General features: G+C 66.9%; 19 protein-coding genes and 1 riboswitch. Of the genes, 7 read left to right on the top strand and 12 right to left on the bottom strand.

Annotated features, from left to right (window positions below):
• The first annotated feature begins 44 nt into the window (after nt 1-44).
• Nucleotides 45-1,922, top strand: a complete 1,878-nt coding sequence (locus G0D83_RS20785) for a methyl-accepting chemotaxis protein (protein WP_164196619.1) — start codon at nt 45-47, stop codon at nt 1,920-1,922.
• Between the two features lie 147 nt (nt 1,923-2,069).
• Here the strand turns inward: G0D83_RS20785 and aroC are convergent, their stop codons facing one another.
• Nucleotides 2,070-3,170 carry a chorismate synthase gene (gene aroC, locus G0D83_RS20780; protein ID WP_164196618.1) on the bottom strand — a complete coding sequence of 367 codons (1,101 nt, stop codon included), beginning with the start codon at nt 3,168-3,170 and terminating at the stop codon, nt 2,070-2,072.
• A 193-nt stretch (nt 3,171-3,363) separates the two neighbouring features.
• Nucleotides 3,364-3,472, top strand: a riboswitch (TPP riboswitch).
• Between the two features lie 51 nt (nt 3,473-3,523).
• On the opposite strand from aroC, the gene G0D83_RS20775 reads away from it, so the two are divergent.
• Genes G0D83_RS20775 through G0D83_RS20765 form a run of 3 tightly spaced genes read left to right on the top strand, consistent with a single transcriptional unit; the run spans nt 3,524 to nt 6,694 of the window.
• Complete coding sequence (locus G0D83_RS20775; protein ID WP_164196617.1) at nt 3,524-4,504, top strand: thiamine ABC transporter substrate binding subunit; 981 nt, start codon at nt 3,524-3,526, stop codon at nt 4,502-4,504.
• Nucleotides 4,480-6,009 (top strand): thiamine/thiamine pyrophosphate ABC transporter permease ThiP, encoded by a 1,530-nt coding sequence (locus G0D83_RS20770; RefSeq protein ID WP_164196616.1) that lies wholly within the window; start codon nt 4,480-4,482, stop codon nt 6,007-6,009. Before G0D83_RS20775 ends, G0D83_RS20770 begins: the two co-directional genes overlap by 25 nt.
• Complete coding sequence (locus G0D83_RS20765) at nt 5,996-6,694, top strand: ATP-binding cassette domain-containing protein (protein WP_164196615.1); 699 nt, start codon at nt 5,996-5,998, stop codon at nt 6,692-6,694. Before G0D83_RS20770 ends, G0D83_RS20765 begins: the two co-directional genes overlap by 14 nt.
• 88 nt (nt 6,695-6,782) lie before the next feature.
• On the opposite strand, the gene G0D83_RS20760 is transcribed toward G0D83_RS20765, so the two are convergent.
• The 3 genes from G0D83_RS20760 to petA are packed head-to-tail and all read right to left on the bottom strand — an operon-like array spanning nt 6,783 to nt 9,520.
• A complete protein-coding gene (locus G0D83_RS20760; RefSeq protein WP_164196614.1) occupies nt 6,783-7,571 on the bottom strand; it encodes a cytochrome c1 in 789 nt (262 codons plus the stop codon).
• Between the two features lie 17 nt (nt 7,572-7,588).
• On the bottom strand, nt 7,589-8,932 hold the full coding sequence (gene petB / locus G0D83_RS20755) for a cytochrome b (RefSeq protein WP_108966994.1): 1,344 nt from the start codon (nt 8,930-8,932) through the stop codon (nt 7,589-7,591).
• A gap of 12 nt (nt 8,933-8,944) precedes the next feature.
• A complete protein-coding gene (gene petA, locus G0D83_RS20750) occupies nt 8,945-9,520 on the bottom strand; it encodes a ubiquinol-cytochrome c reductase iron-sulfur subunit (RefSeq protein WP_108966996.1) in 576 nt (191 codons plus the stop codon).
• Between the two features lie 241 nt (nt 9,521-9,761).
• Here petA and G0D83_RS20745 point away from each other — a divergent pair, with 241 nt between their 5' ends.
• Nucleotides 9,762-10,424: an outer membrane protein gene (locus tag G0D83_RS20745; RefSeq protein WP_108966998.1), complete on the top strand. Its 663-nt coding sequence runs from the start codon at nt 9,762-9,764 to the stop codon at nt 10,422-10,424.
• 72 nt (nt 10,425-10,496) lie between these two features.
• Here G0D83_RS20745 and G0D83_RS20740 read toward each other — a convergent pair whose 3' ends face one another.
• The 6 genes from G0D83_RS20740 to G0D83_RS20715 all read right to left on the bottom strand — a co-directional run bounded on the left by G0D83_RS20740 (nt 10,497) and on the right by G0D83_RS20715 (nt 15,125).
• Nucleotides 10,497-10,787, bottom strand: a complete 291-nt coding sequence (locus G0D83_RS20740; protein WP_108967000.1) for an alkylphosphonate utilization protein — start codon at nt 10,785-10,787, stop codon at nt 10,497-10,499.
• Between the two features lie 11 nt (nt 10,788-10,798).
• On the bottom strand, nt 10,799-11,557 hold the full coding sequence (gene pssA, locus G0D83_RS20735; RefSeq protein WP_108967002.1) for a CDP-diacylglycerol--serine O-phosphatidyltransferase: 759 nt from the start codon (nt 11,555-11,557) through the stop codon (nt 10,799-10,801).
• Nucleotides 11,550-12,236, bottom strand: coding sequence for a phosphatidylserine decarboxylase (locus G0D83_RS20730; protein ID WP_164196613.1), 687 nt, complete (start codon nt 12,234-12,236; stop codon nt 11,550-11,552). The genes pssA and G0D83_RS20730 overlap by 8 nt, the downstream gene beginning before the upstream one ends.
• Before the next feature lie 99 nt (nt 12,237-12,335).
• Entirely contained in the window at nt 12,336-12,941 is a 606-nt protein-coding gene (locus G0D83_RS20725) for a glutathione S-transferase (RefSeq protein ID WP_164196612.1), read from the bottom strand.
• A gap of 172 nt (nt 12,942-13,113) precedes the next feature.
• Nucleotides 13,114-14,760, bottom strand: a complete 1,647-nt coding sequence (groL, locus tag G0D83_RS20720) for a chaperonin GroEL (protein ID WP_108967007.1) — start codon at nt 14,758-14,760, stop codon at nt 13,114-13,116.
• Nucleotides 14,761-14,831: 71 nt separating this feature from the next.
• On the bottom strand, nt 14,832-15,125 hold the full coding sequence (locus G0D83_RS20715) for a co-chaperone GroES (RefSeq protein ID WP_108967009.1): 294 nt from the start codon (nt 15,123-15,125) through the stop codon (nt 14,832-14,834).
• A 301-nt stretch (nt 15,126-15,426) separates the two neighbouring features.
• Here G0D83_RS20715 and G0D83_RS20710 point away from each other — a divergent pair, with 301 nt between their 5' ends.
• On the top strand, nt 15,427-16,389 hold the full coding sequence (locus G0D83_RS20710; RefSeq protein WP_235940170.1) for a DMT family transporter: 963 nt from the start codon (nt 15,427-15,429) through the stop codon (nt 16,387-16,389).
• 16 nt (nt 16,390-16,405) lie between these two features.
• Here G0D83_RS20710 and G0D83_RS20705 read toward each other — a convergent pair whose 3' ends face one another.
• Entirely contained in the window at nt 16,406-17,080 is a 675-nt protein-coding gene (locus G0D83_RS20705; RefSeq protein WP_164196626.1) for a DUF2161 domain-containing phosphodiesterase, read from the bottom strand.
• An 85-nt stretch (nt 17,081-17,165) separates the two neighbouring features.
• Here G0D83_RS20705 and G0D83_RS20700 point away from each other — a divergent pair, with 85 nt between their 5' ends.
• Nucleotides 17,166-18,155 carry a TraB/GumN family protein gene (locus G0D83_RS20700; RefSeq protein ID WP_164196611.1) on the top strand — a complete coding sequence of 330 codons (990 nt, stop codon included), beginning with the start codon at nt 17,166-17,168 and terminating at the stop codon, nt 18,153-18,155.
• Nucleotides 18,156-18,172: 17 nt separating this feature from the next.
• On the opposite strand, the gene G0D83_RS20695 is transcribed toward G0D83_RS20700, so the two are convergent.
• Nucleotides 18,173-20,194: a M3 family metallopeptidase gene (locus G0D83_RS20695; RefSeq protein WP_164196610.1), complete on the bottom strand. Its 2,022-nt coding sequence runs from the start codon at nt 20,192-20,194 to the stop codon at nt 18,173-18,175.
• Between the last annotated feature and the right edge of the window lie 134 nt (nt 20,195-20,328).

Below are 20,328 nucleotides of genomic sequence, written 5' to 3'. Positions count from 1 at the left end.
CATGTCCGGCGCGCCGAGCGCCATGTCTCAAGCAGGAATGGGTCATGAGCAGGTTCACCATCCGCGTACAATTGCTGATCCTAGGATCGGTCTTCATGCTGCTGACGCTGGCGCTCGCCCTGGCCTCGGGCTTTATCCAGATGCGCATGTCAAACAGCCTCGATTTCGGCAGTGATCTTCGGCGCCAGAACGCCGTTCTGAACACCGTGCAGTCGCAGATCGATCACTCCGGCCTGGCGATCCTGCACTACGAACATGGCGGCACCGAACCGCTCGACCAGCTCCGCGCCAACCTTCTGTCGATACAGACATTGGTGGATGATAATGCCGACGCCTTCATGAACCCCGCCTCCCCCGAGGCCCGGCGCCCGGATTTCCAGACCCGGCTCCAGGCGGTCGCCTCCTTGGCGAAGGGGCTGGTTCCGCAGATCGACACGCTGACGATCCCCGGGTTCACCATCTTCGAACGCGACACCCACATCAGCTCGGTCCTGCTGCCCACCATCGACAAGGCGCGGCAGGAAGTTTCCGCCATGCGCACCGAGCTTCACCTCCTCGCCAAACGCGCCGAGGAGCAGGCCACCGAGGCGGTGGACACCGGGCTCTTCATGCTGGTCGGCGCCAATGCTGTGGCAGTGGCCCTGTCGCTCGTGTGCATCATCGGCTTCGGCAAGCTGCTCGCCCGCCCGTTCCAGACCGCCGCCGGCGCGGTCCAGCGCATCGCCCAGGGCGACTACGCGGCCGAGATCGAGGGTCAGACGCGCGGCGACGAGGCCGGCTCTATCGCCCGCAACCTCGAAGAGTTGCGCGGCCGCCTGCTCCAGGCCGACGAGAGCAGCGCCCAGGAACGCGCGGCCAACGACCGCCGCCTCGGCTTGTTCCAGGCCCTCGGCACCGCTATGGGAAACCTCTCGCGCGGGGATGCCAGCCACCGGCTCGACGCCGAAGAGTGGCGCAGCCTCGATCACAGCGCGGTTCAGCTCTGCGAAGATTTCAACGCGCTCTCCGAGGGAATCGGCACTTTGGTCAGCTCGCTGCGGGCCTCCGCTGATACGGTGCAGCGCAACTCCAAGGAACTGTCCAACATGTCCCGCGACATGTCGCGCCGCTCCGAGGTGCAAGCCGCCACGCTCGAGGAATCCGCGGCCGCGCTGGAGCAGCTCTCCTCCAGCGTCCGCGCCGCCGCCGACCGCGCCGAGGACGCCGACCGCCGCGTCGGAGAGGGCCGCCGCCGCGCCGAAGAGGGCGGCGCGGTCATGGAGAAGGCACTCGCGGCCATGGGCTCCATCGCCGCCTCCTCCGACCAGATCACCCAGATCATCGGCGTCATCGACGATATTGCCTTCCAAACCAACCTCCTGGCGCTCAACGCCGGGGTCGAGGCAGCCCGCGCCGGCGAGTCGGGCAAGGGCTTTTCCGTGGTCGCCTCCGAGGTCCGGTCCCTGGCACAACGCGCGTCGGAATCCGCACGGGAAATCAAGGCGCTGGTGTCAAATAGCTCGCAACAGGTCAAGGATGGCGGTCAACTCGTGGAACAGACGGGCACGGCGCTCTCTGACATCGTGCGCAATGTGAGCGAGGTCTCCGAACTTGTCGCCGAGATCGCCACCGCCGCCAAGGAACAGGCCGCCGGCCTGCAAGAGATCAACGTCGGCGTGGCGGAACTCGACAAGGTCACCCAGCAGAACGCCGCCATGGTCGGCGAGACGAGCACCGCCAGCGACCAGCTCAACAGCGAAGCCGACCGTCTGCTGTCGCAACTCAACCGCTTCTCGGGCGCGGAACTCTCCGACAGCTCCGAAGTCACCCCGCTGGCGGTGCCGATCGAGAACTTCGAGCCCGCGCCGCCGAGCGTGGGCCCGGCCACGCCCGCGCCTGCGAGGGCGGGGGCCGGGGATGACGTGAGCTGGGAAGAGTTCTGAGGTGCCGCGCGCCGGCCCACGGCGCCGCTCCTCAGAATGGCCGCAGCTGACGCGGGGGTGATGGCGCACCTTCGCCAGGCTGCGTCACATCGCTGGGGCGGCAGTCACGCCCGCAGGGATACAAAGCCAGATCGTCGTCGCCTGGGCTCAGCCGATATGCCCGCGGTTCGCGCCGATCTGGCCGCGATGCAGCAACAGGTGATCAAGGATCACGCAGGCCATCATTGCCTCGCCCACCGGCACCGCGCGGATACCGACGCACGGGTCATGCCGCCCCTTGGTGACGATCTCCGTCTCCTCGCCGCTCTCTGTCACCGTCTTGCGCGGGGTCAGGATCGACGAGGTCGGCTTCACCGCGAAGCGCACCACCACGTCCTGACCCGTGGAAATCCCGCCAAGAATGCCGCCCGCGTGGTTCGAGCTGTAAACCGGCCCGTCCGGCCCCATGGTGATCTCGTCGGCGTTCAGGGTGCCGGTCAGCGTGGCCGCCGCCATGCCTTCGCCGATTTCCACCGCCTTCACCGCGTTGATCGACATCATCGCCGCCGCGAGATCGGTGTCGAGCTTGCCGTAGATCGGCGCACCCAGCCCGGCCGGCACGCCGCGCGCCGTCACCTCGATCACCGCACCGACGCTGTCCCCGGATTTACGCAGCCCGTCGAGGTAGTCCGCCCAGCCCTCGGCCGCCTCGGCATCCGGGCACCAGAACGGGTTGCGGGCGATCTCCTCCCAGTCGAAGCGCGACCGGTCGATGGCTTGCGGGCCCATCTGCACCATGTAGCCGGTGATCTGCAGCCCCGGTGCCAGTTCGGCCAGCGCCGCGCGCGCCAGACCGCCCGCCGCCACCCGCGCCGCGGTCTCGCGCGCCGAGGAGCGGCCGCCGCCGCGATAGTCGCGGATGCCGTATTTCTGGAAGTAGGTGATGTCGGCATGGCCCGGTCGGAACTTCGCCGCGATCTCGGAATAGTCCTTTGAACGCTGGTCGGTGTTCTCGATCATCAGCTGCACCGGCGTGCCGGTGGTCTGCCCTTCGAACACGCCCGAAAGAATCTTCACCGCGTCGGGCTCGCGCCGCTGGGTGGTGTACTTGTTCTGCCCCGGCTTGCGCAGGTCGAGCCAATTCTGCAGCGCCGCCTCGTCGATCGGCACGCCCGGCGGGCAGCCGTCCACCGTGGCACCAAGTGCCGGTCCGTGGCTCTCGCCCCAGGTGGTCACGCGGAAGAGATGGCCGAAGGTGTTGAGGCTCATGGTCGGGTCTCCTGTGTCGTGCCGTCCGGGTGCAAGCTTGCGAAAGCCCGCGCCGCGGGCTCGCCGTTCAGGCCAGTCTGTTAGGCCAGAGCGGCCCATGCCTCAAGGGAATTGTCTCGCCGCACCCCGAGGTCGCGCATGGCCGGGCCCGAGGCGAATGACCTTGCCAGACGCCCCCACCCCGGCTAGGTCTTGCGCTACCTCGGGGTGCCGCCCGCGCAAGCGCCGGCTGAGATGCAAATCGCGAACCCGTTGAACCTGACCCGGTTAACACCGGCGGAGGGAAGGTCACGGCCCCGGGCGCAGCGCCCCTCGGCCCATCTTGCCCTCTCGCCGCAAATTTGGAGGATGCCATGAAGGCCATCAGTTTTGCAGCGGGATGTCTCTTTGCCAGCACGGCGCTGGCGCAGGAGCCCGTTCTGACCGTCTACGCCGGCGACTACGTCGTCTCGGAGTGGGGTCCCGGCCCGAAGATCGAGGAGATGTTCGAGGCGCGCTGCGGCTGCGACCTGCAGTTCAAGCCCGGCGACCTGCTGCCGCGCCTGCTGCTCGAGGGGGAGCGGACCGAGGCCGACGTGGTCTTCGGCCTCAACACCGACGTGACCAAGAGGGCGCGCGAGAGCGGCCTCTTCGCGCCGCATGGCGTGGACCTCTCGCCGCTGACCCTGCCGATCGACTGGACCGACGACACCTTCCTTCCGTACAACTACGGCGAGACGGCCTTCGTCTACGACAGCAGCCGTTTGCCTGAGCCGCCGCAGAGCTTCGACGCGCTGCTTGACGCGCCAAACGATCTGAAGATCGTCATTCAGGACCCGCGCAGCTCGATCTCGGGCCTTGCCATGGCGCTCTGGGTGCAATCCATCTACGGCGATAGGGCCGAGGACGCCTGGCGCAAGTTCGCCCCGAAGATCCTGACCGTCACCAAGGGATGGTCGGAAAGCTACGGGCTCTTCACCGACGGCGAGGCCGACATGGTGCTGAGCTACACCACCTCGCCCGCCTATCACATCATCGCCGAGGACGATCACAGCAAGAAGGCGCTGATCTTCCCCGAGGGCAACTACTTCATGGTCGAGCTGGCCGCGAAAGTGGCCACCAGCGACCAACCCGAGCTGGCGCAAGAGTTCATGGAATTCCTCCTGACCCCCGATTTCCAGCAGATGATCGCCACCGGCAACTGGTCCTTCCCCGCGGCCCTGCCGCATGATGAGTGGCCCGAGGGGTTCAAGGAGCTCGAGCTGCCGAGCAAGGTGCTGTTCTACTCCGAGGACGAGGCCGCCGCGCTGCGCGACGAGGCCATCGAGGCATGGCGTCGCGGCCTCTCGCAATAAGCGCCGCGCTGATCGCGGCAGGGCTGGTGCTGGCCCTGGTGCTCGGCCCGGTCGCCGCGGTGCTGGCCCGCGCCGGAGGCTGGGGCACGCTCGGCCCCGGCGACTGGCAGGCGCTGCGCTTCACGCTCTGGCAATCGCTGCTCTCGGCTGCCTTCTCGGTGGCGCTGGCGATCCCGGTCGCCCGCGCGCTGGCCCGGCGGCGCTTCCCGGGGCGCGGGCTGCTGATCTCGCTGCTGGGTGCGCCCTTTATCCTGCCGACCATCGTCGGGGTGCTGGGGCTGATCGCGGTCTTCGGCCAGAACGGCCTGATCAACGGCACCCTGCGGGCGCTCGGCCTGAAGGGCTTCAGCATCTACGGGCTGCACGGTGTGCTGCTGGCGCATGTCTTCTTCAACCTGCCGCTCGCGACCCGGCTGCTGCTGCAGGGCTGGCTGGCGATCCCCGCCGAGCGCTTCCGGCTTGCCGCTTCGCTGGGCCTCTCGCCCCGGGCCATGTTCCGCACGCTGGAAGCCCCCATGCTGCTACGCATCGCGCCCGGGGCCTTCGCGGTGATCTTCGTCATCTGCCTGTCGAGCTTTGCCGTGGCGCTGACGCTGGGCGGCGGGCCGCGCGCCACGACGGTGGAACTGGCAATCTACCAGGCGGCGCGCTTCGACTTCGACCTCGGCCGGGCGGCGCTGCTCTCGGTGATCCAGCTCGGCCTCGCGCTGGCGGCCGGGCTGGTGGCCCTGAGGCTCGGCACCGGCGGCGGCTTCGGGGCGGGGCTCGACCGGATGGTCACCCGCTGGGACGGGCGCACGGGCCTGTCCCGCGTCATGGATGCCGTATGGATCGCCCTCGCCGCGCTTTTCCTACTGGCGCCGCTCGGGATGGTTGTCGCGCGCGGCCTGCCCGGGCTGGCGCAGCTTGGCACGGGCTCGTGGGAGGCCGCGTGGAACTCGCTTGCCGTGGCGCTGGTCTCGACGCTGCTCTGTTTGGCCTGGGCGCTGCCCCTCTCGACCCGCTGGGGCGAATGGATGGGGCTCGTCGGTCTCGCGGTCTCGCCGCTGGTGCTGGGCACCGGGCTCTTCCTCATCGTGCGCCCCTTCGTCAACCCGCTGTCGCTGGCGCTGCCGGTCACCACGCTGGTCAACGCGCTCGTCGCCCTGCCCTTCGCCCTGCGCATCCTGCGCCCCGAGGCCGAGGCGGTGCGCGCCGACTATGCGCGGCTCGCGCAGGCGCTCGGGCTGACGCCGCTGGCCTGGATCCGGCTGGTGCTGCTGCCCCGCCTGCGCCGCCCGCTGGGCTTTGCCGCGGGTCTGACTGCAGCGCTGTCGATCGGCGATCTCGGCGTCATCGCGCTTTTTGCCGACCCCGAGCGGGCGACCCTGCCCCTGCAGGTCTACCGGCTGATGGGCTCCTACCAGATGGAGGCAGCGGCGGGGGCGGCGCTGCTCCTGCTGATCTTCAGCTTCGGGGCCTTCTGGCTCTGCGACCGGGGAGGCCGCGCCAATGCTGACGCTTGAAAATCTGCGCTTCACCGAGGGCGACTACAGCCTCTCGGCGAACTTCTCTCTCGCGCCCGGGCGCCGGGTGGCGATCATCGGCCCCTCTGGCGCGGGCAAATCGACTTTGCTCGACCTGATCGCAGGGTTCCTTGCGACAAAGTACGGTCGCCTGCTCTGGCGGGGGCAGGACATCACCGCCACCCCGCCCGACCGGCGCCCCGTGGCGATGCTTTTTCAGGAGAACAACCTCTTCCCGCACCTGAACCTTGCCCGGAACCTTGGCCTGGCCCTGCGCCCCGGCGGCGGGCGGCTGACGACGGAGGAGGCGCGCAAGCTCGAGTCGGCGCTGGAGCGCGTGGGCCTCGGCGGCCTCTCGGAACGCAAGCCGGGCGCGCTCTCGGGCGGGCAGCAGAGCCGGGCCGCGCTGGCGCGGGTTCTGTTGCAGGCCCGGCCCATCCTCGCCCTCGACGAGCCCTTTGCCGCGCTGGGACCGGCGCTGAAGGTGCAGATGCTCGATCTGGTGCAGGAGGTGGCCGGCGAACTCGGCGCGCTGGTGCTGCTGGTCAGCCACGACCCGCAGGACGCCCGGCGCTTTGCCGAGGAAACGGTGCTGGTCGCCGAGGGTGTCGCCCATCCCCCGGTCGAGACGCAGGCGCTGTTCGACGCCCCTCCGGAGGCGCTGCGGGCCTATCTGGGCCAGTAGTGCAGCCCGAGCCGGGTGGCTTGGCAGCGATTCCGAATCAAAAGGCCCCGCCAAACGGCGGGGCCTTCTGTTTCGCGTCAGCCGAGGCTCACTCCGGCTTGTGCTTGATCGGGCGCCAGATGCGCTTGTTGGTCAGGTACAGCAGCACCGACAGCAGCGTCAGGAACAGAACCCCGACGAAGCCCGCGTGCTTGCGCGCCATCATCTTCGGCTCGGCGGTCCACATAAGGAAGGCCGCCACATCCTGTGCCTCGTGGTGCAGCTCGTTCGAGTGCCCGTCGGCGAATTCCACGTCCTCGCCCGCGAGCGGCGGGGCCATGGCGATCCAGCCGGTCGAGAAGGCATGGTTTTCATAGAAGGTGGTGCCCGCTTCGACCTTGGTCTCGCCGGTGTAGCCGGTGAGGATCGAGGCGATGTACTCCGCGCCGCCCATACCGTTGAAAAGCTGCGACAGGCCGGTGCCGTAGGGGCCATGGAAGCCCGCACGCGCCTTGGCCATCAGCGACAGGTCGGGCGCGCCGACGCCGGTGTTCTCGGGGAAGTGGTCGGTCGGGATCGCCGGCCGGAAATCCTCGAGCTCGTCGTCGTAGACCTCGAAGTTCTGCGCCGCATAGGCGCGCACCTGGTCCTCGGGCAGGCCGGGGCCGCCTTCGTCACCAAGGGTGCGCAGCGGCACGAACTTCAGGCCGTGGCAGGCCGAGCAGACCTCGGTGAAGATCTGCAGGCCGCGCTGAAGCTGCGCCTGGTCGTAGGCCCCGAAGGGACCCTCGAAGGAGAAGTCATAGTCTTCGACATGGCCCCCCTCGCCGGCAGCGAAGGCGCCGCCGGTGAAGAGACCCAGGGCCGCGACGGCGGAAAGGGTGAGTTTCTTGAACATGGTCCTCAAGTCCTTTCTTACTCGGCCGGGTGCGACGCGGTCGCGCCCTTGTCCGAGGACGTGCCGTAATGCGCCTCGAAGTCTTCCTCGATGGTCGCGGGGGTCGGCAGCGGCTTCTCGATCACGCCGAGCAGCGGCAGGATGACGAAGAAGTAGCCGAACCAGTAGGCCGCGCCGATCAGCGAGAAGCTGGCGTAGGGTTCTTCGGCCGGCATGGCACCGAGCCACATCAGCGCGATAAAGTCGATCACCAGCAGCCAGAACCACCACTTGAACTGCGGACGGTACTTGCCCGAGCGCACCGAGGAGGTGTCGAGCCAGGGCGCCAGCGCCATGGCGATGATCGCGCCGAACATCGCCAGCACGCCGAAGAACTTCGCGTCGACGATGCCGCCGGTCAGGAAGGATGCAATCTGCACCACCCAGACTTCCGAGGTAAAGGCGCGCAGGATCGCGTAGAACGGCAGGAAGTACCATTCGGGCACGATGTGCGCCGGCGTCGCCAGCGGGTTCGCCTCGATGTAGTTGTCGGGGTGGCCGAGGTAGTTCGGCATGAAGCCGACGATGGCGAAGAACACGGCCAGGATCACCGCCAGGGCGAAGAGATCCTTGATCACGTAGTAGGGCCAGAACGGAACGGTATCCTTCTCGGCGTCGGCCTTCGAGGTGCGGCGCACTTCAACACCGGTGGGGTTGTTGTTGCCCGTGGTGTGGAAGGCCCAGATGTGCACGGCGACGAGGGCCGCGATCACGAAGGGCAGCAGGTAGTGCAGCGAGAAGAAGCGGTTCAGCGTGGCATTGTCCACCGCCGGCCCGCCGAGGAGCCAGGTCTGGATCGGCTCGCCGATGAAGGGAATCGCGCCGAACAGGCCGGTGATCACCGTCGCACCCCAGAAGGACATCTGCCCCCAGGGAAGCACGTAGCCCATGAAGGCGGTGCCCATCATCGCGAGGTAGATCAGCATGCCGATGATCCAGGTGATCTCGCGCGGGGCCTTGTACGAGCCGTAGTAGAGCCCGCGGAAGATATGCGCGTAGACTGCCACGAAGAACAGCGAGGCGCCGTTGGCGTGCAGGTAGCGCAGCATGAAGCCGCCGTTCACGTCGCGCATGATGTGCTCGACCGAGGCGAAGGCCAGGTCGACATGCGGCGTGTAGTGCATCACCAGGACGATGCCGGTGATGATCTGCAGCGCGAGGCAGAAGGTCAGAACGATCCCCCAGATCCACATCCAATTCAGGTTCTTGGGCGTGGGGATCATGATGGTGTCATAGAGAAGACCGACGATCGGCAGGCGCTTGTGCACCCAGCGCTCGCCGCCTGTCTTCGGTTCGTAGTGGTCGTGCGGAATACCAGCCATGGACGCCTCCCCTTATCCCAGCAGGACCGTGGTTTCTTCCACGAAGGAAGCCACGGGAACGTGAAGGTTCTGCGGCGCCGGACCCTTGCGGATGCGGCCTGCGGTGTCGTAGTGCGACCCGTGACAGGGGCAGAACCAGCCCCCCACGCCGCCCGCAGTGAAGTCACCGGCATTGCCCAGAGGCACGCAGCCCAGATGCGTACAAACGCCCATCATCACCAGCCATTCGCCGGCCTCGTCGAGGGTGCGGTTCTGGTCGGTGGCGTCGGCACCTGCCGCGACATTTTCGTTCCGGGCCTCGGTATCGACGAGCTGGTCCATGGTGACCGCGCGGGCTTCCTCGATTTCCGCTTCGGTCCGGCGGCGAATGAACACCGGCTTGCCCAGCCATTTCACCGTGAGCTGGGTGCCGGTCTCCACTCCGGACACGTCAACTCGAATGGTGCTCAGGGCCCGGACGTCGGCCGACGGGTTCATCTGGTTGACCAGCGGCCAGACGGCCGCGCCAGTGGCGACTACGCCGGCACCGCCGGTGGCGTAGAAGAGAAAATCTCTTCGGGTGCCTTCGTGATCTTCTGCTTGTGACACGGGGTCTTCTCCATTCCTCATTGGCCGGGTTCGCGGCCGGCCGACACGCAGATAAAGCCGCGCAGGAACGCAGCATTTCCGTTCGTTGTATTACCGACCCACCCTACGTCCGTAAAGCAAACATAACAGCTACATTGAAGGGAGTGCCGATGTGTCGCGGTTGAAACGCGGTGCAGACGGAAGATATTAGGCAGTTAAGACGCAAATCCTTTAACGAACTTTACCCGAGGGAGCCACGGCCATGAGAGCCCTGATTCTGCCAACCGCGCTGATTGCCACCGGGCTTGCCGCCCCCGCCTTCGCGCAGGATTTCGAAGCATCGGTCTACACCGGCTGGCAGACCGCCCCGCACAGCCGCATCTCGGGCGACATGCCCGGCACCGGCGACAGCTTTGACGAGCTCATCGGCTGGGAAGGCAAGTCCTTCGAGATGCCGCCCTACTGGGGTATCCGCGGCACATGGTGGCAGAGCGCCACCTTCGGCTGGGCGCTCGAGTTCACCCACGCCAAGGTCTACGCCAACGAGGACGATCGCGACGATGCCGGTTTCGAGACGCTGGAATTCACCGACGGGATCAACATCCTGACCGTGAACGCCATGCAGCGCTGGCCCGAGCATTGGGGCAAGCTGACGCCATTCGTCGGCGCCGGTCTCGGCATCGCGGTGCCGCACGTCGAGGTGGCCACCACCGATGGCTCCGATGACACCTTCGAGTACCAGTACACCGGCCCGGCGGCGCGGCTTCTGGCCGGCGTGAGCTACCCGATCAACGACACCTGGTCGGTCTACGGCGAATACCAGTTCACCTACTCGTGGAACGAGGCCGATCTCGACGAGGGCGGCACGCTGGAAACCGACATCAAGACCAACGCGCTGAACGTCGGCGTCTCGATGAAATTCTGAGCCGCGGACCGTCCGGAACGACAAAGCGCTCCCCTCGGGGAGCGCTTTTCTTTTGCCACCACCGCTCGGGCGTCAGCGCTTCTTGACGAACTCGGTGCGCAGCACGAGACCCTTGATGGTGTCATGCCGGCAATCGATCTCCTCGGGGTTGTCGGTCAGCCGGATCGAGCGGATCACCGTGCCCTGCTTCAGCGTCTGCCCTGCGCCCTTCACCTTGAGGTCCTTGACCAGCACGACCTGGTCACCGTCGGCGAGCAGGGTCCCTGCCGCGTCGCGCACCTCGATCACGGCCTCTGCGGCGACGTCCGAGGCGGGCTTCCACTCGCCGCTTGCCTCGTCGTAAACCCATTCCTCGTCCGACATAGCGGCTCTCCTCAACTCGTGCGCCGCTTGCGCGGCAGCATGATGATCACCGCCGCCACATAGGCGACGCAGACCAGCGCAAGGCTGATCCAGGCGTAGGTCAGTACGGCGGCGCCGACAAAGGCGACCCCGACCAGCACGTATTTCACGTTCTGCCGCGAGATGCGGGTGGTCTTGAACGACCATGTCGGGATGCGGCTGATCATCGCGAGCCCCGACAGCACCAGCCAGGCGGCCAGCACGAGGTCCGGGAACAGCGGCCCGGCCCCGAGCCCGAAGCTGAGGTACATCGGCAGCATCGCCAGCAGAGCGCCCGCAGGCGACGGCACGCCGGTGAAATAGGCGTTGTCATGCGCCTTGTCCTCGGACTTGCGCATGACGTTGAAGCGAGCCAGACGCACCACCGCGCAGACGGCGAAGACCAGCACCGCGATCCAGCCAAAGTTGCGGCTGTCCTCGAGCGCCCAGTTGTAGATCAGCAGTCCCGGGGCGACGCCGAAGTTCAGGAAGTCCGCGAGGCTGTCGAGCTCGGCGCCCATGCCGCTCTCGGACTTCAGCGCGCGGGCAAGGCGGCCGTCGAGCCCGTCGAGCACCGCCGCCAGCAGGATCAGCTGCACCGCCAGCTCGTAGGAGCCCTGCAGTCCGAAGCGGATCGCTGTCAGTCCGGCGCAGATGGCCACAACGGTCAGCACGTTGGGCAGGAGCTGGATCAGCGTCACCTTCTCGGCGGCGCGGGCCTTCGGATCCTCGATCGGCTGCTCGTCATTCATTCAGCGGGCTCCCGAGATCAGGCGTCAGGTTGGCAATGATGCTCTCGCCCGCGACCATGGTCTGGCCGATGGCAACCAGAGGCTCCACCCCCTCAGGCAGGTAGACATCGAGACGCGACCCGAAGCGGATCAGGCCGAAGCGATCGCCGCGGTTGAGCCAGTCGCCCTCCTTGACCCACCACATGATGCGGCGCGCCACGAGGCCCGCGATCTGCACCACGGCGATCTCGCGCCCGTCCTCGAGGCGGATGCGCAGCGCGTTGCGCTCGTTGTCCACCGAGGCCTTGTCGAGCGAGGCGTTGAAGAACTTGCCGGGGCGATAGGCGACCGAAACGATCTCGCCGGTCACCGGGGTGCGGTTCACGTGGCAGTTGAACACCGACATGAAGACCGACACGCGGGTCATCGGGACGTCCGGCATCCCCAGCTCGGCGGGCGGCACGGCGGGCTCGATCAGCGAGACCACGCCGTCGGCGGGCGAGACCAGCAGGCCGGGGCGCTGCGGCACCACGCGCTCGGGGTCGCGGAAGAAGTAGTAGCACCAGACGGTCAGGCCGACACCGATCCAGCCCAGGGGATCCCAGATCAGGAACAGCACCAGGGTGATCGCGGCGAAGATGCCGACGAACTTGCGCCCCTCGGGGTGCATCGGCTTGATGAAGGTGTCGCGCATCCGCATGGGGAAGTTCCTTCTGGGCTTGGAATTCTCGGGTGCAGGCAGCTAAGCCGAAGCGGCCCTGCGTGCAAGGGTTTTGCGGCCGCGCCGGGGCAAAGCCGCTCAGGACGTGGGGTCGGTGGCCACCATCGACTCGCGCTTGGCAAAACCGTCGTACCACGCGGTGAGCGCCGGGCGTCCAACCCGCCACTTGCGCGCGTCATGGCGGAAGTCGAGGTATCCAAGCGCGCAGGCCACGGCGATATGCCCGATGTCCATGCGCCCGGCGAGGTGGCTCATCCAGCGCGTCTCGAGCGCGTCGAGCGCGCGCGCGACCTTGCCCCATTGGCCCTCGATCCACTCCATCGAGACCATCTCGCGGGCGCGGAAGCGCTCTTCGTAGACGATCAGCACGGCGGCATCCATGATCCCGTCGGCCGTGGCCTCGAGCACCAGCGTGTCCCAGATGCGGCTCTCGGGATAGAGCCCGCCGCCGGCGCGCGCGTCGAGGAAGCGGCAGATCACCCGGCTGTCGTAGAGCGTCGGCCCGTCCGGACGCACGAGCGCCGGGATCTTGCCCACCGGGTTCGCGGCGATCAGCGCCGGATCGGGGGTGACGGGCGAGGCTTCGACCATCACCTGTTCGACCTGATCGAACTGGCCCGTCTCGTGCAGGGTGACAAGCACCTTGCGGACAAAGGGGGAGGGTCCGGCCTGCAGCAGTTTCATCACGTGGCTCCTTGCACGGTTGTCGCAGCAGAGCCTAGCGCGCGGAGCGGCGAAGGAAAACAGACGCGCGGTCACGGCAGCCTTACCGGCACATGCACCGCGCAAACGCAAAACGGGGGGCCGAAGCCCCCCGCCTGCTGCCCGAAGGCAGACGTCCGTATGGACCGGCAGATTACATCATGCCGCCCATGCCGCCCATGCCGCCCATGTCGGGCATGCCGCCGGCCGGCGCGTCTTTCTGCGGCTTGTCGGCCACCATCGCTTCGGTGGTGATCAGCAGGCCTGCAACCGAAGCTGCGTCTTCCAGTGCGGTACGCACGACCTTTGCGGGGTCGATCACGCCGAACTTGAACATGTCGCCATATTCGTCGGTCTGCGCGTTGTAGCCGAACTTCAGGTCATCCGATTCACGCACCTTGCCTGCGACGACCGAGCCGTCCACGCCTGCGTTCTCGGCGATCTGGCGAAGCGGAGCTTCCAGAGCCTTGCGCACGATGGCGATGCCGGCGTTCTGGTCGGAGTTCGCGCCGGTCAGACCCTCGAGGGTCTTTGCGCCCTGCACCAGAGCGGTGCCGCCGCCGACGACGATGCCTTCCTGCACGGCTGCGCGGGTTGCGTTCAGAGCGTCGTCCACACGGTCCTTGCGCTCTTTCACTTCAACCTCGGTCATGCCGCCGACGCGGATGACGGCAACGCCGCCTGCCAGCTTGGCAACACGTTCCTGCAGCTTCTCGCGGTCGTAGTCCGAGGTGGTTTCCTCGATCTGCGTACGGATCTGGGCCACGCGTGCCTCGATCTCGGCCTTGTCGCCGTGACCGTCGACGATGGTGGTCTCGTCCTTGGTGATGTTGATGGTCTTGGCGGTGCCGAGCATGTCCATGGTGACATTCTCGAGCTTCATGCCCAGATCTTCCGAGATCACCTGGCCGCCGGTCAGGATCGCGATGTCCTGCAGCATGGCCTTGCGGCGATCGCCGAAGCCCGGTGCCTTCACGGCTGCGATCTTCAGGCCGCCGCGCAGCTTGTTGACCACGAGGGTCGCCAGTGCTTCGCCTTCGACGTCTTCAGCGATGATCAGCAGCGGCTTCTGCGACTGGATGACCTGCTCGAGCAGCGGGACCAGCGGCTGCAGCGACGAGAGCTTCTTCTCGTGCAGCAAGACCATGCAGTCGTCGAGCTCTGCAATCATCTTGTCGGCGTTGGTCACGAAGTAGGGCGACAGGTAGCCACGGTCGAACTGCATGCCTTCGACGACGGTGGTCTCGGTCTCGAGGCCCTTGTTCTCTTCGACGGTGATGACACCCTCGTTGCCGACCTTCTGCATCGCGTCCGCGATCTGACGGCCGATTTCGGCTTCGCCGTTGGCCGAGATGGTGCCGACCTGAGCAACTTCGTTGCTGTCGTTGACCGGGCGTGCAGCTGCCTTGATCGCTTCGACGACCTTGGCGGTTGCCATGTCGATGCCGCGCTTCAGGTCCATCGGGTTCATGCCGGCCGCAACGGCCTTCATGCCCTCTTTGACGATCGCCTGAGCGAGAACGGTCGCGGTGGTGGTGCCGTCACCGGCTTCGTCGTTGGTGCGGGAAGCGACTTCCTTCACCATCTGCGCGCCCATGTTCTCGAACTTGTCTTCCAGTTCGATTTCCTTGGCGACAGAGACACCGTCCTTGGTGATGCGCGGCGCGCCGAACGACTTGTCGAGCACGACGTTGCGGCCTTTCGGGCCGAGGGTCACCTTCACCGCGTCGGCGAGGATGTTGACGCCCTTGAGCATGCGGGTGCGGGCATCGGTGTTGAATTTCACGTCCTTGGCAGCCATCTGCAAGTACTCCTGAAATTTGAATGAATGTCTGGCGTAGCGGGGCCCGAGGCCCCCGGGCGATCAGAAGATCAGGCCGCCTCGGTGATGCCGAGGATGTCCGATTCCTTCATGATCAGCAGCTCTTCGCCGTCGATCGTCACTTCGGTGCCCGACCATTTGCCGAACAGAACGCGGTCGCCGGCCTTGACGGCCATTGCGATCAGCTCGCCGCTGTCCTTGCGGGCGCCTTCGCCGCAGGCAACGATCTGGCCCTCGGCGGGCTTTTCTTTCGCGCTGTCGGGGATGATCAGACCGCCCTTGGTCTTTTCGTCGCTCTCAACGCGACGAACGAGGACGCGGTCGTGAAGCGGTTTGAATGCCATCTTCGAGTCTCCATAGCTCAAAGGTTGTCCCTGTAGGCCCCCGCTGATACCCGAACTCCGTCGGGATCGAGGGCCGTTAGCACTCACCCTTGTGGAGTGCTAACGACGCATAGCTAGGCAGGCCCGTGTTTTGAGTCAACAGTCCTCTCCGAGAAAATTTCATGACATCCCGGCAAGGACCGCAGACCTGTGCCCGCCAGATGTGCAGTGCACCCGGCGGATACAACCCCGACCCAGAGAAGCATGGCATCTCTCCGCCGAATGTGGTGACGTGCCTGAGATCACAGACTCGGAAATACCCATGGCCATCCCCTACGCGCCGCTTTCGGCGCCTTCCGCGCGGCAGACGCCGACGCATGACAATACGCGCGGCTTTCTTTTCATGGCGCTCGGCTTCTTCGGCTTCGGCATCACCGACATGCTGGCCAAGCTGCTGACCGAGCACCTGCCGCTGATCCAGGTGATCTGGTTCCGCCAGTCGGGGCTGTTCATCGGGGTGCTGGTCCTGCTGGCACTGCGCGGCGGCCATGTTCTGCGCACGCCGCATCCTCTGCTGCAGATAAGCCGCGGCGTCATCGCGCTCGCCTCGGCGGGCTGCTTCGTCATGTCGCTGCGCTACGTCGGGCTCGCGGATGCGACGGCGGTCACCTTCACAGCGCCGTTCCTCGTGACCGTCTTCGGCGCGCTCTTGCTGAAAGAGCCGGTGGGCCCGCGCCGCTGGGCCGCGGTCCTGTGCGGTTTCATCGGGATGCTGGTGGTGATCCGGCCGGGGATGGGGGTCTTCCACCCCGCCATCGCCTTCGCCTTCGTCGCGGCGCTGTGCTTCGCCGCGCGTCAGCTGCTGTCGCGCTACCTGAGCGGCGCCGACAGCATCGCCACCACGGTGACCTATACCTCGCTGACCTCGTTCCTGCTGTGCTCGGTGCCGCTGATCTTCGTCTGGGAGACGCCGCCCAGCCTCGAGGTCATGGCCATGTGCCTTGCCATCGCGGCGGCGGCGGGCATGGGCGAATTCCTGATCATCCGCGGGCTCGACGTGGGACAGGCCGTGGTCATGGCCCCGGTGCAGTACACGATGATCATCTGGAGCACGCTCTACGGCTTTCTCGTGTTCTCGGACCTGCCCGATGTCTGGACCTTCGTGGGCTGTGGGATCATCATCGCCTCGGGGTTCTACACGCTCTACCGCGAGCGGGTCGCGGCAAAGCGCGCCCGACGGGCGACAGCGCAGGCCGAGGTCAAGGCGGCGCCTCGGCAGGCTTGAAGAGCGCCCGGCACGACTAGGCCGCCTGCTCCTCCCAGCTGCCGGCCCAGTGTACCAACCCCGCGCGCCCTGCATCGGTCAGCGCATAGACCCCCACGCGGACGCGGGCGAACCAGCCGTAGTGGTTGTCCGCCATGAGCCGCGTTGCCACCTTCACCCCGGTGGCCGCCGCCACGTCGCGCCCCCTGCTCTCGCCCGCCTCCGCGAGGAAAGCGGCGCAGCGCAGGGCATCCTGCCGATAGCCGGTGACGATGCCATGCCGGGTCGCGCCGCCATCGTTCGGATCGCCGGTGATCCGCCGGAATTCACGCAGCAGCTTGGCCTGCCCCGGCTTGCTCTTGCGCGGCGCATAGGGGCCGGGATCGCACTGCACCTCGGCCCGCCCGTCCTTGACGGTGATGAATCCGAGTCCCAGGCGCCGGCACATGACCAGGTTGTCCTTCAGCGCCCGCCGCGCCATGCGTCCGGCGGGTTTCGGCACGGCGATGTAGACAAGATCCGAGACCCGCAACCGCGCCAGCGCCTGGTGGAAGAGCGCCAGCGAAATCTTCAACTTCAGCTCGACGATGACCGGCTCTTCCTGACCGCGCACCGCCACGAGGTCGGCCGCGCCCACCTCGCCCTTCACCTCGTAGCACTGCGCCTGAAGAAGCGCCTTGACCGGCGCATAGAGTTCACTTTCCCGCAACATGGCCGCCACCATCGCCCCGCGGCTTGTCGCTGGCAAGCCACTGCCCTAGCCTGAGGCGAATACTCCTCCCAGTCAGGTTGTCTTCATGGTCCGCCCGTTCCTCGTATCGCTTTTCCTGCTCCTGCCCGCCGCGCTGCACGCCGCCTGCGAAGGCAGCGACCTGCGCCCCGCGCTCACCCCGGCGGAACAGGCCGAGCGGAGCCGGATGCTGGCCGGGATCCCCTACCCCGAGGGCAACCGCTGGCGCGCCGAGAAGGATGGCAAGGTCCTCCACATCGTCGGCACCATGCATCTCGGCGACGCGCGGCTGGATGGACCCGTCGCCCGGCTGACACCGCTGGTGGAAAACGCCGGCCTGCTGTTGCTCGAGATGACCCGCGCCGAGGAAAAGCACCTGCAGAAGGCGCTTGCCGAGGACCCGACGATGCTCACCCTCTCGGGGCCCACCCTGCCCGAGCTGCTGCCCGAGGCCGCCTGGCAGGCGCTGGCGAGCGCGGCGCGGGACCGGGGCATTCCCGCCGTCATGGCCGCCAAGTTCCAGCCCTGGTACCTATCGATGATGCTCGCCACCCCGCCCTGCGCCATGGCGCAACTCAAGGGCAAGAGCGGGCTCGACATGAAGCTGCAGGATATCGCCGACGACGCGGAGGTGCCGACCCGCGCGCTCGAGCCCTTCGATACGGTCTTCCGCCTGTTCAACGCCGAGCCGATCGAGGACCAACTCGAGATGCTGCGCACCGGGGTGCTCGACACCGATACCGCCGAGGACCAGTTCGCCACGCTCTTCGACGCCTATTTCGAAGAAGCCCATGCCGACACCTGGGTGATCTCGCGGCTGATCGCCCGGCGCGCGCTGCCCGAGGCACCCGCGGAGGTCGACGCGATGATGGAAGAAACCGAGGCGCAGCTCCTCACCGCCCGCAACAAGGCGTGGATCCCGGTGCTGATGCAGGCCTCGGCAGAAACCGAGGCCCCCGTGGTCGCCGCCTTCGGCGCCGCCCATCTGAGTGGCACCGATGGTATCCTGAAACTGCTCGCGGACGAGGGGTACACCCTCACCCGCGAAACGTTTTAAGCGGTCGGGCCGAGCGGTCAGGCCGCCAGCCCGCGCCCCTTCAGCAGCGCCTCGACGCCCGGCATGCGACCCCGGAAGCCGGTGTAGAGCTCCTCGGCCTCGACCGAGCCGCCTTTCGAGAGGATGAATTCCTCGAGCCTTGACGCGGTGGCCGGATCGAAGGCCCCGCCCGCCTCCTCGAAGGCGGCGAAGGCGTCGGCATCCATCACCTCGGACCACATGTAGCTGTAGTACCCCGAGGAATAGCCGTCCCCCGCGAACACATGGGCGAAATGCGGCGTGGCGTGGCGCATGGGGATCGCCGAGGGCATGCCGATCTCGGCCAGCACCTCGGCCTGTTTCGCCATGGGATCGTCGCTGGACAGGCCGCTGTGGAACTCCAGATCGACCAGCGCCGAGGCCACGTATTCCACCGTCTGGAAGCCCATGTCGAAGGTTGCCGCCGCAAGCACCTTGTCCAGCAGATCCTTCGGCATCGCCGCGCCGGTCTCCGCATGGGTGGCGAACTCGGCCAGCACCTCGGGCACCTCGAGCCAATGCTCGTAGAGCTGGCTCGGCAGTTCCACGAAGTCGCGTGCCACCGAAGTGCCCGAGACCGAGCCGAACTCCACATCCGAAAGCATCTGGTGCAGCGCGTGGCCGAACTCGTGGAAGAGCGTGCGCGCGTCGTCGTAGGACAGCAGCGCCGGTTTGCCCTTGGGCGGCTTGGCGAAGTTGCAGACGTTGATCACGATGGGAGCCTTTGCGACGGGGCGCTTGGCCTGCGATTGCATCGCCGAGCACCAGGCGCCGGAGCGCTTGGACGCGCGGGCAAAGTAGTCACCGATGAAGACTGCCACGTGCTTGCCGCCCCGCGTCACCTCCCAGGCACGGCAATCGGGGTGATAGAGCGGTTGATCCAACTCGCGGAACTCAAGGCCGAAAAGCCGGTGGGAGCAGGCGAAGGCCGCCTCGATCATCCGCTCCAGCTGCAGGTAGGGCTTCAGCTCGGCCTCATCGAGATCGTGCAGCGCCTTGCGCCGCTTCTCGGCGTAGTAGCGCCAATCCCACGCGCGGAAATCGTCGTTGATCCCGTCCGCGCGCAGCATCTCCTCCATCTGAGCCTGGTCGGCCATGGCAGCGGCACGGGCCGGCGCCCAGACCTGCATCAGCAGCTCGCGCACCCGTTCTGGCGTGCCGGCCATCTCGGTCTCGAGCTTGTAGCTGGCGAAATCCGGGTAGCCGAGCAGCGCGGCCCGCTCTTCGCGCAGCCCGAGAATTTCCGCCGCGATGCCGCGGTTGTCGGTCTCGCCGCCGTTCTCGCCGCGCGCCGTCCAGGCGCGCCAGGCTTTCTCTCGCAGGTCGCGCCGGGGCGAGAACTGCAGGAAGGGCACGATCAGCGAACGCGAAAGGGTGATCACCGGACCATCGTGGCCTCCGGCCTCTCCCGCCGAGCGGGCGCCGTCGACGACAAAGTCGGGCAGCCCCTCGAGGTCCGCCTCGGCGAGCGGCATGACCCAGTCATCCTCGTCCTTCAGCAGGTTCTGGGTGAACTGCGTCCCGAGCACCGCCAGCCGCGATTTCACCGCCTTCATGCGCTCGGCCTCTTCGCCGGTCAGCGCGGCACCGGCCCGCACGAAGCCGCGGTGGGTCAGCATCAACACGCGCGCCTCCTCGTCCGAGAGACCAAGCGCATCGCGCCGTTCCCAGAGATCGCGCACCCGGGCAAACAGCGTCTCGTTGGAGTAGATCGCCGAACTGTGCGCCGCGAGCTTGGGCGAAAACTCGCGCTGCAGGGCCTGCCGCGCCTCGTTGCTGTCCGCGCCCGCCACCGAGAAGAACACCGAGAGAACCTTGTCGAGCGCCTCGCCCGCGCCCTCCATCGCCTCGACGGTATTGGCAAAGCTCGGCGCTTCGGGATTGTCTGCAATCGCCTCGATCTCGGCAAGATGCGCCGCCAACGCCTGCGCGAAGGCTGGGGCGAAATCAGCGTCGGAAATGCGGTCGAACGGCGCGAGGCCGAAGGGGGTATCCCAATCGGCGAGAAGCGGGTTGGTCATATGCGGACTCCTTTTGCAGGCAAGGTAGGTCGCCCCCGCGGCGCCCGCAATCCCACCGGCAGCGCTTCTTCGGGCCCCCGCGCAAGCCGCGCCGCGCCCGGCCACCTTCCCAGGCCCAAATGTCTTCCGCGGAG

Origin of the sequence: Salipiger sp. PrR003 (assembly GCF_010500785.1) — a bacterium.
Classification (GTDB): domain Bacteria; phylum Pseudomonadota; class Alphaproteobacteria; order Rhodobacterales; family Rhodobacteraceae; genus Salipiger; species Salipiger pacificus_A.
This window is presented reverse-complemented; position numbering and strand designations above follow the sequence as displayed.